11 protein-coding genes are annotated in these 17961 nt (G+C 47.3%); 3 read left to right on the plus strand and 8 right to left on the minus strand.

Translation table 11 applies throughout. From position 1 onward, the window contains the following. Positions 1-34: 34 nt before the first annotated feature. Positions 35-793: a carboxylesterase family protein gene (locus AC5JBY_RS09375; RefSeq protein ID WP_495904315.1), complete on the minus strand. Its 759-nt coding sequence runs from the start codon at positions 791-793 to the stop codon at positions 35-37. Positions 794-948: 155 nt separating this feature from the next. On the opposite strand from AC5JBY_RS09375, the gene AC5JBY_RS09380 reads away from it, so the two are divergent. Both AC5JBY_RS09380 and AC5JBY_RS09385 read left to right on the plus strand, forming a co-directional pair. Then, positions 949-2049 carry an LptF/LptG family permease gene (locus AC5JBY_RS09380; RefSeq protein ID WP_495904316.1) on the plus strand — a complete coding sequence of 367 codons (1101 nt, stop codon included), beginning with the start codon at positions 949-951 and terminating at the stop codon, positions 2047-2049. 226 nt (positions 2050-2275) lie between these two features. Beyond that, entirely contained in the window at positions 2276-3601 is a 1326-nt protein-coding gene (locus AC5JBY_RS09385; protein ID WP_495904317.1) for a citrate (Si)-synthase, eukaryotic, read from the plus strand. Positions 3602-3768: 167 nt separating this feature from the next. Here the strand turns inward: AC5JBY_RS09385 and AC5JBY_RS09390 are convergent, their stop codons facing one another. The 6 genes from AC5JBY_RS09390 to AC5JBY_RS09415 all read right to left on the minus strand — a co-directional run bounded on the left by AC5JBY_RS09390 (position 3769) and on the right by AC5JBY_RS09415 (position 15326). Continuing rightward, complete coding sequence (locus AC5JBY_RS09390) at positions 3769-4293, minus strand: LytR/AlgR family response regulator transcription factor (protein ID WP_495904318.1); 525 nt, start codon at positions 4291-4293, stop codon at positions 3769-3771. A 93-nt stretch (positions 4294-4386) separates the two neighbouring features. After that, positions 4387-6108, minus strand: coding sequence for a tetratricopeptide repeat protein (locus AC5JBY_RS09395; RefSeq protein ID WP_495904319.1), 1722 nt, complete (start codon positions 6106-6108; stop codon positions 4387-4389). Positions 6109-6197: 89 nt separating this feature from the next. Then, on the minus strand, positions 6198-9608 hold the full coding sequence (recB, locus tag AC5JBY_RS09400; protein WP_495904320.1) for an exodeoxyribonuclease V subunit beta: 3411 nt from the start codon (positions 9606-9608) through the stop codon (positions 6198-6200). A 12-nt stretch (positions 9609-9620) separates the two neighbouring features. Continuing rightward, positions 9621-12794, minus strand: a complete 3174-nt coding sequence (recC, locus tag AC5JBY_RS09405; RefSeq protein ID WP_495904321.1) for an exodeoxyribonuclease V subunit gamma — start codon at positions 12792-12794, stop codon at positions 9621-9623. A 21-nt stretch (positions 12795-12815) separates the two neighbouring features. Further along, positions 12816-14618: an exodeoxyribonuclease V subunit alpha gene (gene recD / locus AC5JBY_RS09410; protein WP_495904322.1), complete on the minus strand. Its 1803-nt coding sequence runs from the start codon at positions 14616-14618 to the stop codon at positions 12816-12818. 33 nt (positions 14619-14651) lie between these two features. Further along, complete coding sequence (locus AC5JBY_RS09415) at positions 14652-15326, minus strand: dihydrofolate reductase family protein (RefSeq protein ID WP_495904323.1); 675 nt, start codon at positions 15324-15326, stop codon at positions 14652-14654. Between the two features lie 439 nt (positions 15327-15765). On the opposite strand from AC5JBY_RS09415, the gene AC5JBY_RS09420 reads away from it, so the two are divergent. Continuing rightward, positions 15766-16749, plus strand: coding sequence for a GlxA family transcriptional regulator (locus AC5JBY_RS09420; RefSeq protein WP_495904324.1), 984 nt, complete (start codon positions 15766-15768; stop codon positions 16747-16749). A gap of 71 nt (positions 16750-16820) precedes the next feature. On the opposite strand, the gene AC5JBY_RS09425 is transcribed toward AC5JBY_RS09420, so the two are convergent. Continuing rightward, positions 16821-17909: an adenylate/guanylate cyclase domain-containing protein gene (locus AC5JBY_RS09425; protein WP_495904325.1), complete on the minus strand. Its 1089-nt coding sequence runs from the start codon at positions 17907-17909 to the stop codon at positions 16821-16823. Positions 17910-17961 lie beyond the last annotated feature (52 nt).

Consider the following 17961-nt stretch of genomic DNA (forward strand, 5'->3'; position numbering starts at 1 on the left):
GCAGTCGAAGTAACGCCTATTCACCACTGACCACTCACCTCTTCTGCTTCAACAGCCATCCTAACAGATCAGGCTCCTTAAAAGCATTGTCCCAACTGTTGTGACCTACACCGGGATATTCAGAATACTTTACTTTGGCGCGCGCAGCTTTAAGCGCGTTGACCATCAAACGGGAGTGAGAAGGCAGCACGGTATTGTCCTTGTCGCCATGAAATACCCAGATGGGGAACTTCCGGGCATACTCTTTCACTTTGGCAGGGTCGCCACCACCACAAATAGGGAAGGCGGCAGCAAAGAAGCCAGCCTTGCGCCACAGCAATTCAAAAGTGCCCATGCCGCCCATCGAAAGGCCGCCTACATAGATCTTTTTGGTATTTACCTGTTTAGTTGCTGCCATCGAGTCCATTAATTGGCTCACCAGCCCAAGGGCAGTACCAATGGGCCGCTCAGAGGGGAAATACAGACCATTCAGCGAATCCTTGCGATTGGGGTCGCGATCGATCCTTGCCCAAAAATCATTTCTCGGGCATTGCGGGAAAATTACAATGGCAGGATACTGTTGCCGGTTGGCCGGATCGGTAAATAAAGAAGAGCCATGTACCAATTGCGCTTCATTATCATTGCCCCTTTCACCAGCCCCGTGCAGGACCAGGATAAGCGGGTATTTTTTAGCAGGATTGTAATCTTGGGGATAAAGGATCCGGTAGCGTAAAGTATCATTACCCCGGATAAATTCCTTTTTTTCATACAGGCTGTTGTTCTGGGCAAAAGAAAGCACGGAAACATACAGCAAAAGCAAGGTTAAGGCTGATTTTAGCATGCAACTAAGGTACAACTTTCACCCCTGGCCGGAATAATCTTAATTAAGTTATAAGATTCTGCTTTTTAGGCGGTAGGGCAGGAGAGCTGCAAATTTTTGAGCTACATTTGCCGGCGTCCCAAGGATTTATGAAAATACTCGACTGGTACATATTAAAGAAATTCCTTAGCACTACAATATTCATTGCATTGATCTTTACCCTTATTTCGGTAGTGATCGATACCAGTGAAAAAGCGGATGATTTCGTAAAGACGGGACTTTCCACGTACCAGATCATCATGCAGTATTACATAGGGTTCGTTCCCTTCATCCTCTCCATGATCTTCCCCCTCATGGTATTCATCGGGGTCATCTTCTTCACCTCCAAAATGGCGAGTCGTGCCGAGATCGTGGCGATCCTGGCCGGTGGCGTTCGTTTCAACCGGATGCTGCGTCCCTATATGATAGGCGCTTTGCTGCTGGGTGGCTTTTTCTGGTATGCTTCCCATTACCTCATCCCGAAGGCCAACGTGATCTATGGTAACTTTCAGGCTACCTACATCGATAGCAAAAGCTCTTACGAACAAGGCGAGTACAGCAAGCGCACGAGGAACTATTATATCCGTATCGATACCAACACCTTTGCCGGCCTGCGCAATTATGATACAACCTCCAAAACAGCTACCAACGGCTTCTTCATGGAACGCATGAAAGGAACACTGGTAGTATACAACCTCCGTGCAGAGACCGTTCGTTGGGATACAGCCAAAAAGACCTGGAAACTGGAAAATGCTGTAGAGCGAAAAATTGACGGGTTGAAAGAAACGGTGACCCAGATCCCGTCTATGAACATCAAGCTGAACGTGAACCCCAATGAGATCAAGCCCGATAAATACCTGAAAGATAAAATGACTACCCCTCAGCTCAACCACTTTATAAAAGCAGAAGAGGCGAGAGGTACCGAAGGGTTGAACGATTTTAAAGTATCGCGCTACCGCCGTGATGCCACCCCGTTGTCCGTAGTGATACTTACCCTGATAGGAGTCAGCGTGGCATCCCGTAAAACACGCGGAGGTAGCGGGCTCAACCTGGCTATCGGAATTGTGACCGCCGCCCTGTTTGTGGTCATGGATAAGTTCTCCCTCACTTTCTCCACCAAAGGCAACTTCCCTCCCTTGCTGGCTGCCTGGATGCCCAACATCATCTTTGGCATCGTTGCCATCTGGCTTTATCGCAAAGCACCCAAATAAACCCCATACTGTCAACAAGGCTGAATTAGCAAGTTATTAGACTCAGATTAGAACAAAATAAGTTATTGCGCGGGTCTATTAAAAGCCTATTAATTTACCTATATTAACAAGTTTCCTGTCAACTGCAGTGAATAAATTTTGTTCTATTGAACGAGTTTGATTTAACTTTAGCGGCCAAGGAATCAACCCCTGTAAATACTTCGTTTTTTTATATATAATCTTGCATATGGGCATTCTCAAAGAAAGGTTTAAAGCAAAAGCAGAAAGCGCAGCAGTGGAAATCAAGGACCTGCTGAAAGAACATGGCACCAAAAAGATCGGTGAAGTGCAATTGTCGCAGGTATACCAGGGAATGCGTGGGATCACTGGCCTGGTAAGCGAAACATCTTTACTGGATTCACAGGAAGGCATCCGTTTCCGTGGCTATTCTATCCCCGAACTGCAGCAAAAACTTCCGAAAGCCAAAGGTGGCAGCGAGCCTTTGCCTGAAGGCCTTTTCTACCTGATGCTCATTGGTGAATTGCCAACCGAAGAAGATGTGGCTCATATCTCTTCTATCTGGCAACGCCGCTCCCATGTACCCAACCATGTGTTCGATGCCATCGATGCCCTGCCCGTAACAGCGCATCCCATGACGATGTTTGTAACAGGTATCATGGCCCTCCAGACAGAAAGCAATTTTGCCAAGCGCTATGCTGAAGGCATCAATAAAAAAGATTACTGGGAACCAGTGTTCGATGACGCTATGGACCTCATCGCCCGCCTGCCCCGTGTAGCAGCCTATATCTATCGTCGCAAATACAAGAACAACCAGCACATCCATCCCAACGGATTGCTCGACTGGGCAGGTAACCTGGCCCATATGCTGGGATTTGAAGACGAGAGCTTCAAGGAACTGATGCGTTTGTACATGACCATCCATGCCGACCATGAAGGCGGCAACGTATCGGCCCACACAACCCACCTCGTAGGATCAGCCCTCAGCGATCCTTACCTCAGCCTCGCGGCTGGTATGAACGGTCTTGCAGGTCCCCTGCACGGATTGGCCAACCAGGAAGTGGTTAAATGGATATTCGAAATGCGGGAGCAACTGAAAACAGAAACACCTTCCCGCGAACAGATAGGAGAGTATGTAAAAAAGACCCTCGGCGAAGGAAAAGTGGTACCAGGATACGGACACGCTGTATTGCGTAAGACCGATCCCCGCTTCACCGCGCAGATGGAGTTTGGCAAAAAGCACATGGCCGATGATCCCTTGGTGCAAACCGTATGGAACATCTATGAAGAAGTGCCACCCATCCTCCAGTCATTAGGCAAGATCAAAAACCCATGGCCCAACGTAGATGCTCATAGCGGCGCCCTGCTGGTACATTATGGCATGAAGGAGTATGAGTTTTATACAGTACTCTTTGGTGTAAGCCGTGCATTGGGCGTACTGGCCAGCCTGATATGGTCTCGCGCCCTGGCATTCCCCATCGAAAGGCCCAAATCAGTAACCACAGCCCTCGTAAAGAAATGGCTGAATGGCGAAGATGAGATCTGGGGAGATTAAGAGCATGTTATCAACTAAGTAATAGGCTGGTCCCGAAAAGGACCAGCTTTTTTTATGCCGTTCACTTTGAGGGCAAAAGAAAAACCACCTCACTAAACGTTGAGGTGGCTGCATGTAATGGGTTAATCATAGTTAAATGCCGCATCAGTTTTGTGCAAGGGATATATTTAAAGCGGGGAAAGCGAACCTGCATACATACGCCAAACATTCAGAAAGCCCGGTTTTCTGCGTTTCGACACATCGATGAGCTCACCGGTACTTAACTCGATCTTTCCGGCTTCACCATCGATATAGCGTACAATGAACTTTTTATTTACCAGGTGGGTACGGTGTGGACGTATAAAACCATTAGACGACAGTTCCTGCTCAAAACGTTTGAGCACTTTGGCTACCACCAGCTTTTTTCCATTAGCAAAAAACAGTTTGCTGTAATTGCTGATAGCCTGAATGCGAATGATAGAAGCAGTATCTACAACAGCTATTCCGGCATTGTCCGGCAACAGGATCATCCTGCCGGGAATTGTTTTTTCTGGCATATATAATAAGGTTGTTTGTTGTTGGTTTTTCTGCAACTCGTTTTCAATACGCCGGATACGCTGGTGAAAGATCCACCAGATCAAAGCTGCCAATAGCAGACAGATCAGGATCACCAACAGGTAATTGCGGGGTAGCCAGGGTTTGGGGGTTGACATCCGCCTTTTAATGCAATATCGAAAGACGTCTGCTATTAATACAATAACAAGCGGGTAAAACAAAGGGACATGCAGGGGGACATTTGGGGGACATCAGATCATTTCAGCGAGTTCATCCAGCGAACCCTCCTCTGGCAAGTTGATTTTTTTGCGCAGCCGCTGCCTTGCCTTCTTGATGGCATCATAACTCACGCCCAGCATGGCGGCCATATCCTTTGGCGGCAATTGCAATTTGGTAAGTGCTATAAGGCGCGTGTCGGCCGCACTGAGATCGGGCATCTTGTCCCGGAGACGTACAAAGAACCCCGGGTACACTTTTTCAAACAGATCACGGAAAGTACGCCAGTCGTCCTCGGTAAGGATAGTAGCATTGAGGAGGCGGTTAATATTGTCAGTTCGTTCCTTATTTTCCTGCACATCGTTCTGTTGCAGTTGCTCCAGCTCCTGCCGGAATTGTTCGATGAGATCATTCTTCTCTTTTAGTTTGTCGGTATAGCCAATCAGTTCCTGCCGGGCAAACAACAGTTCCTGTTGTGCCTTCTCGCGGGCCAGGGCTGCCAGCTGCAACTCCTTGTTTCTTTTCAGGCGCTGACGGTTCACCCACAACAAACCAATAATACCGGCCAACAACACGGCTACCAAAATACCATTGCGGATGAATACCTGCTGCCGGCGCTGGGCTTCCAGCTCATGAACAGTATTCATATACCTTTCTGTTTCCACCTTTAGCTTGGCCTGGTTCAACGTGCGGGTACTGCGTATAGCAGCCAGACTGTCTTTATAAAACAACAGGGAGTCGGCATATTGTAAAGCCAGCGTATGATTGCCTTTCAATAAATAATACTTGTACAGGTTGTCGTACCAGCTTCTGTACAGGCCCACACCATTTAAAGAATATACGTGAGAGCGTGCAAGCGCTAAATATTGCTCGGCCATGGTAGTATTCCGTTGGCTGATATAAATGGATATAAGGATCATGGCGGCGTTGGCAGCGCTGCCCCATTCACGTGCTTTGAGGCTACCGGCATAATCCTGATGAAGCAATGGCAAAGCCAGCGAGTCCTGGCCCATCAGGTGATAAGTATACCCCATGTTGCCATAAGCAAGCGTCATATAAAAGGAGTCATTCGCTGCTGCTGCAGAAGTGTGAGACTGCCTGAAGAAATAGATAGCCGAGTCGTATTGTTTGGTTTGCTGGTAGCACAAGGCTATACTGTTCTCCAGGCTGGCAAAATAGATAACCCCATTCCAATAGTCCGGGAGGTCCCTGGTTTCTTTATAATACTTGATGGCCTGATCATATTCCCCAAACCGGAAGTAACATTCAGCCAACCCTCCGGCATAGCGTTTAAGGTAGGGGTAATTCCCGACGCCCTTTTTCTCTAAAAAGTACCTTCCCCTTTGCATGTATTCAAAGGCAGGCCCAAACTTATTCAGCAAAAAATAAAAATTACCTATGTGAAACCAGCATTCGGCTTGTATGATGGGCCATCCCCGGTCTTTTGCTTCCTTTTCTGTTTGCAACATTTCATCTATACTCCTTTGCCCGGCCCGGAGAACGGTTGCCACGTAGACGCGATGTAACAACCAGCTTTGTTGTGCCAGGAATGCGTTATCCTGGTACTTGGCTTCTGCAGCCTTTAGCGCGTTGAGACCTTTGGTAGAATCCTGCAGTGCAAGAACCGTAAGCTTATACCACTTGTACAGGCGTTCAACCTGCTCGTCCTGCGAAAGCGAAGAAGATATGTCCGGCTGTGCATATAGCGCAGGACCAGTTAACAACAATAACCACAGGAAAAAAGGCTTTGCCGTCAAGGTTTAGGTGGGAGTTTTAGTTAACCCTACGAAAATACAGTAAAATCTTACGCTGCTCGTTGCCTTATTGCCTCTATGCCTTGCTGCCTTTAAAACCGTGTAATGATCTCTTCCAGCGCCTGTATCTTCTCCAAAGAGGGTTTATGCGTAAAAATGCCCGAATCTTTTCCAGCCCGCACGCCCCGCACAAAAACATAGATTACCCCGCCAAACTGCGTAGCATAATCGAATCGTGGAAGACGGCTCTCCAGGTATTTTTTGACAGCCACTGTATAAATGAGGTACTGCAAATGATAGTTGTTCTCATTCATGGCCCTGGCCAGTGCAACCGGTGCATAATCCTGTAAGTCGTTGCCCAGGTAATTCGACTTCCAGTCGAGCACATAATACCGTCCGGCATGCTCAAAGAACAAATCGATCTTACCATTCATAATACCTTCCAGTTTATTCTCAGGCAGTCCCTGGAAGTTCCGGATCAAAATGCTCACCTGGTCATCGGAAAGCCGATGCAGGTCATTGAGTGGAAAAGTAGGAACAGGGAAATCGAACTCCAGTTCCGTCATTCGTTTGTTCCAATTCACATCGGAAAGTGTAAACGGTTCATCCTCGCCACCTATATTCGTAAACAATACCTGGTTCAGCATCTCACGCAATAAAGGAAGGTATAATTCTTCCTGACCGGGCACAAACCGGCGTATCGCTTCACCCAGCCATTTATCCCATCGGCTGTTATCCGAAAAATGGATGTTCTCAAAAATGAAGTGCAGGAAATTACCTGTCTTGGCGCCGCGCCGCAAAAGGTGGAATATAAAATTGTCATATTCTTGCGACAACGGGAAGGAGCGGGGCGGAACCTGTTGATCGGGCTTGGCCGCCAGCATACTATAACTCATCTTACGCCAGTTCTCCTCCTTTAGTGTAAAGTGGATGGAAGCAGCGGGAGCAAGCGTTTGCAAATGACTTACCTGTTTATAGCATGTGACCGGAGCTGTGGGAACTTCAGATTGTAGCGTGATCAGCGAGTCATCCGTATCCTTCAATGCATTGACAAACATGGCAAGCGTAGATGCCTTATAATAAGAGTAAGTATTCCTATAAACATAACAAGCGTACACCGCCCGGGTGATGGCCACGTACAACAAGCGGCGGTTTTCCTGCTCGGCCTGTTCGGCATACCAGCCAAGCTGTTCAGGAGACAGCTGGCTGCTTTCAGCACCCACATAATCACCGGAAACAGGATCACGAAAACTCACAAAGTTCCTGTCCTTATTATCTACAAAATCAAGGAAAGGAGCCAACACGATATTGTACTCAAGTCCTTTGCTCTTGTGAATGGTTACGATCTTTACGGCATCATCATCACTTTCCATCCGTTGCGTGTATTCATCCCCTTCCGCCGACATGCCATCGATGCCCCGTTGCAACCATGATAATAATTCCTGCATGGAAAGGCCCTTCCTGTTTTCGGCCTGGTGCACCAGCTCCACCAACTGAAACAAGTTGGTGATAATACGCTCCCCGTTTACAGATTGCGGAGAAAGCAATACCTGCTTCACGTTGAAATCAGCCACAAAGTCCATCAGCGCTGTATACACACCATCATCCTGCCAGCGTTTCTTATAACTGGTGAATAATTCCAGTACGGCAGCGTCATTGAGCGAAGGGATATGATCAGAATCGAAGCCGGTAAAAGGAGAAAGCAGCGCGCGGTTAATGGACGCGCGGTCGGGCCGGGCAATGGCATCCAGCAGGTACAACAAATAACGAGCTTCTTCAGATTGTAAAACCCTGGCATCATCGATCGTTACCGAAGGGATGCCCAGCCGGGCCAATTGAGCCTTTACGTCCTTTCCTTGCTTACCGGTGCGCACGAGGATGCCAATGTCTGAAGGAAGAATACGACGTTGCTGATCCTTCTTATGAATAAGATAAGATTCATCCTGCAGCAAATTAGCTACCTGCGCTGCCACACCCTCCAACAACGTTTTACTATTGGGAACAGAGTATATAGTGAAAGCAGGTACAGCCGAATTCCCTTGCAACAGTTCACCCTTGGCATTAGGCGCCGGGCTTTCCACCGGCATATAAAGAATAGCATTGTCCGCCTCTTTAAAATAGAAAGTATCAAACCCTGGTTCAGGCAGGAAGAATGTATTCATGGCATGGATCATCCGCTCGGAAGAGCGGTAATTATGATTCATACTATACAGGTGCTTTACCGCATCCTTTGCCTTGAAATAGGTGAAAATGTCCGCTTTTCGCCAGGCATAAATACTCTGCTTGGGATCGCCAATATAAAAGAGGGTAGTATCCTCGCCAAAGGCCGTATTAAATATCTCAAACTGTTGCCGGTCAGTATCCTGGAACTCGTCGATGAAAACAGCCCGGTACTTCTTGCGCAACAGCTTCACGAGCTGAGCACTATTCCTGCCGGTAAGCGCCTGATGCAGGTTACTGATCAGATCATCATAACCCAAAACATTATTACGCTCTTTAAATAAAGCAATGCCCTCACCTGCCTCCTGGATAGCCACATAGCAAAGTTGCTGATAAACAGCCTGGACAATAGGAGCAACATTTGCCTCAACAGCATCGATAGCATCGATACGCTGAATGATCTCTGGGAACAGCTTGGTTACATAGGCCGCTTTATTCCGTTTCTCCCGAACAAGGCTAATAAAATCTTTCGGCGAAGCAACACAAGGCAGGAACGTTTTTTTAGCGTTGCGGTCATCCTCGCAGATCGCTTGCAATTTGGCTGTGTTGGCCTTCACATAAGCAAGAAGCTCCTGCTCCAATGCCCCCTTTTTCTCCTGCAGCGCGGCAAGCTGCTGGTCCCACGCATCCTGTTGAGCCCGTGTAATGGAGTAGGGCGTATGCGCCTGAAATCCGGGATACTTCTTACCACTCAACTGATTCTTCAACACTTCGAGGATATTGCTTCGTAGTTCTTCATGCCACACCTGCTGCAATAAACGTGGCAACAAAGTAGTAACATGCTTGCGCCAGAACTTATTCAATTCCTCTTCAATCACAGGCGTAAGATCAGGTTGCATCTCAGCGCCAAACAACTGGAAAGTTTCAAAAGCAAATTCATTAAGCGTCTGCTGACAAAAACTATGAATAGTAAGCACCGACGTTTCATCGAGAAACAATACGGAGTCTTTAAGCTGCTGTTGGATGGCCTCCTTTCCGCGCGTATCGATAGCCCGCTGTACGAGAGCGCTGATATTCTTATCGTCGATAACATGGCCGCTGGCATACTTATGCGCACTGCGTATAAACAACCGTACTCTTTCCTCCAGTTCTGCCACGGCAGCCTTGGTAAAAGTAACCATGAGAATTTCCTTCACCGGCACTACCTCCTCCAATACCAGCCTTAAAACAAGAATGGCAATAGAATAGGTTTTACCGGTACCGGCACTTGCTTCTATCAGGTTGCTATCCCGCAGCGGCGCCGTAGAAGCATTGAAATCGATATATTGTTTAGGTGCACTCATGCTTGTATTCAATTAATCATAATAACCGGGAAATGCATCATCCAGCGGTGCCAGAATATGCATCGCAATAGCCTTATACTGCTCCAGCACCTCCTCTCGGTCATAAAAACCTTTATGATACTCTGGTAAAATATAAGGGTCTTCCGACGTGTCCAGCCGCCTCTCCACAACCTTGCTGAACTTCTCAAGATCCATATCAGCCACTTGGCTGGGCTTGATATCGAAATCAGGGTAGAAAGGAGCCAGCTTTTCAAGACCAGCTTTATAAATAATCACGAGTTTGGTAAGCCTTTCAATGGCATCTCCCTTTTTGATGGGAGCAGCATTGAAAACTGCTTGCTGCCTGGCACCTGATATGAAAGAGGCGTTGGTAACCTCGCCCACAGCCACGCCCGCCAGGTAGCGGATATAAGCTTCTATCAAATACTTCGTTTCGTTTTTCGACCACGATACCAGCACCAGCTTTTTATTGAAGACTCCCTGGATAGCACCCTTCAACACACTGTTGTCGATAGGAATAGAAACCTGTACAGTAGTAGCTGCTGTCTGGCCGGTAGTAGCATCATACAACGTACGAACCGGAGTAACTACTTCTTCTACGTGTTTTATGGCTACTGTTGCCATATTCTTCAAAGGCAGCTCACCCATCATCACCAGCTTCTGCTGCAAAACTTCCGGCTCCGCTTCTGTAAGCAGTTGGTTCTTGAGTGCCCACTGCTGTAAATGATCCAGGCCAAATAACTCCGTATCACTCAGCAATACCTGTTTATCATCATAATAAACATCCAACACCTTATTATAATAAACCTTGAAAGGATTCTTAAAGAAGCGAACAAGATCATCCAATGCCACTTCACTGAAGTCCAGCTTGTCGGCAGGCTTCTCCGGAAGCAACACTGGCTTCTCTGGTGTTGCCGTATTCAGATAACTATATAACCGTTTATTCCCGGTAGCATATTGATGACTGAAGCCTTGCAACGGTTGAAGCGTGATCAATTGATCACGTACCTCGTCAGGAGCTTCCGCACCAGCTTCGATATAATCGAGTAACTCATCGATCAGGGCCGAAGGAGGCAACACGCTGTTATCCTTCGCATGTTGACCGAGGTAACTGATGTACAGGTATTGCCTGGCCGAAAGGATCGTTTCCAGGAACAGGTGCTTGTCATTTTCCTTCACATTCCTATCACCCTTTTGCCGCTGCCTGGTCATCAGGTTGAAGCTGGCAGGCTGCTCCTTGCGAGGAAACTTATCATAATCAAGACCCATCAGCGCCACTACTTTAAAAGGAATACTGCGCATGGGGATCAGCGAACAAAAAGTAATGCCTCCATTCGCAAATAGTCCTGTTCGCGTGGTGCCGGCAAGCAATTGCAGGAAGTTGTGCGTAAACACATCGAATGATACAGACTCGGTCATGTATTCATGCAGCAGGTTGTATTCAGCCAGGTGCTTCATGAGCGCATGATAGTCATCATCAGTGTCCTCTTCCGGTTCAAGGATCAAATTGTGCAACACATCCTCTACATATTTCACCCAGCCGGCAATATCGCGGGAAGCAGATCGCTCCCGGATACTGTCCATCAGCACTTCGGCAAAGTGACAAAACCGGATGACCTCCAGCGCATCACTACCTTCCACCAGGTCGAGTGGATAAAAGCGGTCTGCACCATCATCATACACCATCTCGCCACTCATGCAAACGCCAAACAAAATGCGCTTAATACCATACACCCAGCTCACCAAATGCGTTTCATCATCCTGCCGTCCTTCCAGCCCAAACCGGATATTGGCAGCGTCTACCACCCCACGGATGCAGGTTACATCCGAAAGGCCAAAGCGCCGGCGTATGAGTGAAGAGTCGAGCAATTGAAGCACGGCCTCGGCCTTAAAGTTTTCCTCATGTAGCGATAGAATGGCATGCAAGGCCGTAAAAATATTATCACTCTCATTATAACTCTCATCGGCAATGATATACCGGAACTGATGAGGCGCATTGCCGAAGATCGCCTTGATATAAGGGGCGTAAGTATCGATATTACTCACCATCACCACGATGTCGCGGGGTGACAACAATTCTTTTCGCTGATCGATGAGGTGAACAAGATAGTTGTACAAAACCTCTACTTCACGCGCCACCGTATAGCAGGCATTGATCACGATCGATCCATCACTGATGTCAGCACGCGAAAGCTCGTTACGATCAGCTGTAGCAGCATTAAAAATATCATCCTGTATCTTCTGCAGCAGGCTGTTGGGCTCCGGAGGCACAGTGTCGATCACTTCATGCGCATTTAAAAACTCATCGTGCCGGAAGAACAACCCAAAAGAATCCTGGATAACACGCCCCCAACTGGTCAGCAATGTATTGCCGGTAATATTTCCTTCCGCCAGTTTATAGCCCTTTTGCCGCCACGTGGCCAGTTGCTTTTCATTACGGTCGTCGAACCAATAAACCAGTGGCGCCGGATTGATAAAATAAAAATGAACATCGATAACGGAAGATAGCTCATACAATATCTGAACGTGATAGGCCGTGATGATAGACAAGCCAAATAACTGAACACGCGGTAGCCGGGTTTTCAAGCTCGCCTTACTGGCCGGTTGCTTCAGCTTGTCAAGGATGAGGGAGCCAATCAATGTCTTATCAGGCAAAGAATCACGCGCCTCTTTTTTAGCCTTTGTCCACAAATACTGTTGCCACGAGTGGTCAGGATCTCCGGAAGTAATGCCTTCATTCCATTGCCTGATCAACTCTGGCCGGTAAACCTGGTATTGGTCAAATAAATCAGCAACCCTTTCGGCCAGCGCCATGCGGCGCGTATCTGCTTCCGGGCCGGCGTTCCGGAAATAATCAGCGATATAAGGAAACTTGCTGATGAACTCCTTTTCACCCAGTAGCTTAAACAGCAGCCAGCTTAGGTTGGTGGCGCTCAACATGGCAGTATAAGAACCTCCAAGCAGATAATAAAGCAGGTGGATCAGTTCATTAGGTTTCTGAAAACGGCAGTTGGCCGCAATACCGAGGTGATCGGCCAGTTGCAGCTTCAGCCAGTTGTTCATACCATCCGTCTGCGTAACGATATAATAAGGATCAAAAACACCGTCGCCTGCTGCTCGCAGATCTTCAGACAAGCTGTCTGCCAGTTTTTCCAGGGAGTTTGAAACCTTCAGGTACAATGCCATGATCGTATAGTGTAATTCGTTCTAATTCGTATTATTAAAGCGCGCCGCAATACCCGAAGCCCTTTCCACCACTCGTTTAGCAGCAGCCAGTATTGTTTCCGGTGAGCCTTGTATGTATGCCTTTTTCCTGGCCCGCGTTACGGCGGTATACAACAGCTCGCTGGTCAATAATGGCGTGTCGACATGCGGAGGTAACACCACCAGTACCTCATCAAATTCAGACCCCTGGCTTTTATGAATAGTCATGGCAAATGCAGTTTCTGCTTCACTGAGATAGCCGGGCATGATAGACCTGAGTGTTCCGCTGCTGTCCTCAAACCAGGCCATCAGCGTACCGTCTTCATCAGGGCGTATGATGCCAGTATCGCCATTGAAAAGCCCATGCTCATAATAGTTCCGTGTAAGAATGATGGGCCGGTTGGCATAAAAAGGAGCACTGAGTTGAATCAACTTTTTACTGTCAAGGTATTTTTCAATCCTGGTATTCAACACATGCAGCCCCTGATCACCATCCCTTACAGCACACAATACCCGCAATGCATTCATCTTCTTTAAGGCCGCAGGTATTTCCTTTTCATGAATAAAAGAGGCATAACCGGCAATGAATTGTTCAAACAGTGCATTAGAGTAAACAGGATCGATGATCACCTGTTCATCTGTAGCAGGCGGCAAAAATTGATGCAGGGCCTTTACATTATTTTGAATAACGGCCTTACTGAAAGAACCTATACCGGTATGGCCGGTGAAACGATGACTGCGCCGTAGCTCAACCAGGTGTTCGAACAAAGGATGACGCTGGTCATCACTGATATGGCTGTCTGATATATGCGCTTGCGGATCAGTAATAAAAGAATTGATCAGTGGCACCCGTTCTGCTGAAAACACGTTAAGCCTTTCCTGCGCCAGGCATAAGTCGCCAAATAAACTGCCAGCCTCCACCGACGCTAGCTGGTCCTTATCGCCCAGCATGATCAGGCGGGTACCAGATGCAATGGCATCCAGGAGTTTGGCAAACAAAGCCACGTCGATCATGGAACATTCATCCACGATCACCACATCATAACCCAATGGTTGCTGCCGGTTGTGGCGGAAGGCAGGTGAGCCGGCAATAGGTTTCAGCAAACGATGTATGGTAGAAGGATGCAGCGCCTGGAACTTTTCCAGAATAGCAGGCTCCAGCGCGATCTTTGTTTGTCGAAGGCTTTCCGCCATGCGGGCAGCCGCCTTGCCGGTAGGAGCTGCCAGCGCCACCTTTAGCGCCGGATTGGTAGCGTATAAGATCGCAAGGATTTTGGCAACCGTAGTAGTCTTGCCGGTTCCCGGACCGCCGGTGATGATAGTAAAGTTTTGCAGGATGCCGGTGATGGCAGCCGCCAGCGGCCAGTCGGCCTGCTCGTCCTGAGTAGGGGCGCTGCTATTAGTGTTCGCAAACAATTGACTGATGAAATCACGATGCTCTTGCAACAATGCCAGCCGTTGCGGTAGTTGCTCTTTTTCTTCAGCAAGAAACTGTCTGATGCGGTTGAGAAAGCCCGTTTCATACCGGAAGTACCGCTGCAGGTAAAGCCTGTTTTGATACAATACAAAAGGATGACTGTCATCGCCATTTTTGCCTACGAGGGCAATGGAGGCAAGCGGCTGACTGCCGGCAGGTGGGAGGGCATAAAAGGCAGGTAGCTCTTCTGTGCCGGCAGGAGGTTTCTCCAGGTCGAGGCAAATATGCCCTTCACTGAGTTTCTTGGATAAAAGATAAGCGTATGGTTTCAATGCCGGTATCCCAAAATATTCGGCAAACTGTTGGTGAACGTCATTGAAAGTATGCATTGACGCAAGTTAACCGAAATTCGAGTTGGAGAGTTAACAAGTTGAAAAGTTGATAAGGGAGTCAGAGTCAACGTCTTTTCCTTTCAACTTTTCAACTTGTGAACCTTTCAACTTACCAGCCGGTAAACCTTTCAACTTCACCTTCTCATAATACAGCACCACCACACCCGAACTAAACGCTTTCGTTCTCAACAACTTTAATGGATACTTGCCTTGCACATCCCTGAACAAAGGAATACCCCGCCCCAATACAACAGGGTGCAGCCATACCACATACTCATCTACAAGGTCCAGTTGCATCAACCGCGATACGATACTGCCGCTGCCATATACGATCATATCCAGGCCCGGCTGCTCTTTCAGCGAAGCAACCTCTTTGGCAATATTGTTTTTCACCAACCGGCTGTTCCTCCACTCCACGGTGCGCAATGTTTTAGAGAACACGACCTTCTCGTAATTATTCATCATGTAGGCGTAATCCTGCTCCTGGCGGCCACAGGTAGTATTGTTGGCTTCATAAGGCCAGTAGCTAGCCATGGCCTGGTAAGTGACACGGCCCAGTAAAATGCTGTCCATCAAACACAGCTGCTCGTAAGCAAAATTGGCCATCTCTTCATTCCAGTGGGGGAAATGCCAATCCAGTTCGCCACGGGGGCCAGCCATAAAACCGTCAAGGGTTACGTTAATAGAAACTATAATTTTTCGCATTAGGATAGCTTTGCATATACAAATTTACGAGGCCCCCTTTGCGATCACGGCGTGTGCTTGCGACTAATAGCAGGTGCTTTGCGACACGGAAAAAGTGTCAGCAAACGAGCGTGCAGAACCAGGAATCTATACTCAAATGTTTAAACGTTGAACTGAATACTGAACGATCAACCCCAAATTCAGCAACTCAATCGATTGACTTTCGTACAACGAAACCTGCATTCCGTATGGTGATAACCTGTACTTAACTCCTTATAAAACATATTAAAAAAGCGTTTGAAAGAGTAAGCAATTTGTCATAAATTTGATTCCTCAGAACAGACAGATTTACTCCCCTTCGAAATTCATACTGGAAACAAACTACCAATGCCAGCGTATTGGCCAACATTCATTCGGATATACTAAACATATCCGGCCAACAAAAAATTAATAAGAACGGATGAAACACGTATCTATTCTTGTGCCCGAAGAGGCCGTTTTAGCTGCCATCACCGATCCCCGCTACATGTTTACAGCGGTAAATGATTTCTTGAAAAAAGCAGGCAAGCCACCCATGTTCAAGGTGGAGTTGGTAGGACTTACCAAAGAAGTATTGTTGAATCAGGGCAGTTTTTCTGTACATGCAGATGTACTCCTTAAAGACGTTAAAAAAACAGATCTGATCTTTGTTCCGGCCCTTAGCGGCGACCTGCCTGCAGCTTTGAAAAAGAACGAAGCATTCGTTCCCTGGATCGTAAAACAACATGCATTGGGCGCAGAAGTGGCCAGCCTGTGTATTGGCGCATTCCTGTTGGCTTCCACTGGTTTGCTCAACGGTAAAAAATGCTCCACCCATTGGATATATGCCAATGAGTTCAGGGAAATGTTCCCGGAGGTCACATTGGTAGATGACAGGATCATCACAGAAGAAGATGGACTCTATTCAAGTGGAGGCGCTACTTCCTATTTCAACCTGCTGGTATACCTGATAGAAAAATATACCGGTAGAGAAATGGCAATCCTGATCGCTAAATTCTTCGCCATTGAAATAGACCGCAAGAGCCAATCACCCTTCGTCATGTTCAGCGGACAGAAAAAACATGAAGATGAATCTATCAAACAAGCGCAGGATTTTATTGAAAAGAATGTGACAGAGCGCATATCGGTGGAAGAGCTGGCTGTAAGATTTGCCATTGGCCGCCGTCACTTCGAAAGACGCTTTAAGAAAGCTACCAACAACACACCGGTAGAATATATACAAAGAGTAAAAATCGAAGCCGCCAAGAAATACCTGGAAAACAGCCGCAAGAATGTGAACGAGATCATGTACGAAGTAGGATACTCAGATACCAAGGCATTCCGTACAGTATTCAAAAAGATCACCGGATTGTCACCTATCGACTACAAGAACAAATACAATAAAGAAGCAGCCGTAATGGTATAAGTTTGTCGCAGGGTGGGTCGCCCTCCAAGGGCGGCTCACCCTGCGACAAAAGAATTTAACCCTCGTTGCCTTCAAAGAGGCGTCAAAGCCACCAGCATCACTTCTTTTTCTTTGCCTTTAAGTTTGATAGCGCCCAACGATCGCGTAATATAATTCCTGACAGAATACAATTCCGACAACAGGTCCGACGAAGCGATCACCTCTTCGTTCAGTTCCCCACATTTATCAAGTATCCTGGAAGTAGTGTTCAGTACATCTCCGGAATACGTGATGTCACGTTTGATGATGCCTACTTCACCCGCAATCACCCGCCCACAATGAACACCCGCCTTGAAAGAAGGCACAAGTCCATAACGCTGCATGTATTTATCTTTCAGCTTTTGAATATGCAGTTTCATATCGAAGAAGCACCGGATACATTGCATGTTCTCTTTCCCATCCTCATAGTTCCAGGCAATCACTACCTCGTCACCCACATACTGGTAAATATTCCCTTTGTTTTCAAGAATAGGCACGGTAATGTCAGCAAAGAAATCTTTCAGCAAAGCATGATACTGCTCATCGCCAAGCTTCTCCGCTATCGTAGTAGAAGCATTCAGGTCGAGGAACATAAAGATCCGCTTCTCTTCCTTGGGCGTATTATACCTGCCGCGGATGATATTCCAGAAATCACCCTGGCCAAACTTACTGTTGATCTGCAGGAATAATTGCGTCACGCCCACCACAAAGCCCCAGAAGATAGCTGCTTTAATATGAGAACTGTCTTTCAGGAATTGTTTAAAGGCTGCCCACGACTCGGGATCTGTCAATGCCTTGCCTGTTCGGGAGGGTATCAAAATAACACCCATGATCACAGAAATGAGCGCCACGATCAGCAACAAAAAGAAACACACGAGGAAAACAGTATAACCATAAGGCTTATCCTGGTACTTTACATTCACATAAAATACGAGCAGGCTGCCGCCAAGTAAAGCACCCACAAGACCCGCGCCTACATTGCGCGCAGCAGAGATGAGAAAAGAATAATTGTCTGAAAGCCCGAGTGTATTATCGGTCAGCAACACGAGCAGATCATAAACAGTCATCAGCAAACCCATGATCATCCAGGCGATGATGATCACCCCAAGCTGCTTGAACTTTAGTTTGGTTCCCCTATTCACACGTAAACATTTATGGTACAAAAATACAGGGGGAAAGTACGACTATTACCTA

It is taken from the genome of Paraflavitalea sp., assembly GCF_059502485.1.

Bases quoted from the DNA above. Each gene is read 5' to 3' on its own strand.
- AC5JBY_RS09390 (WP_495904318.1), bottom strand. From the start codon at position 4,293: ATGTCAACCCCCAAACCCTGGCTACCCCGCAATTACCTGTTGGTGATC.
- recC (WP_495904321.1), bottom strand. From the start codon at position 12,794: ATGGCATTGTACCTGAAGGTTTCAAACTCCCTGGAAAAACTGGCAGAC.
- AC5JBY_RS09385 (WP_495904317.1), top strand. From the start codon at position 2,276: ATGGGCATTCTCAAAGAAAGGTTTAAAGCAAAAGCAGAAAGCGCAGCA.
- recD (WP_495904322.1), bottom strand. From the start codon at position 14,618: ATGCATACTTTCAATGACGTTCACCAACAGTTTGCCGAATATTTTGGG.
- AC5JBY_RS09420 (WP_495904324.1), top strand. From the start codon at position 15,766: ATGAAACACGTATCTATTCTTGTGCCCGAAGAGGCCGTTTTAGCTGCC.
- AC5JBY_RS09380 (WP_495904316.1), top strand. From the start codon at position 949: ATGAAAATACTCGACTGGTACATATTAAAGAAATTCCTTAGCACTACA.
- AC5JBY_RS09415 (WP_495904323.1), bottom strand. From the start codon at position 15,326: ATGCGAAAAATTATAGTTTCTATTAACGTAACCCTTGACGGTTTTATG.
- recB (WP_495904320.1), bottom strand. From the start codon at position 9,608: ATGAGTGCACCTAAACAATATATCGATTTCAATGCTTCTACGGCGCCG.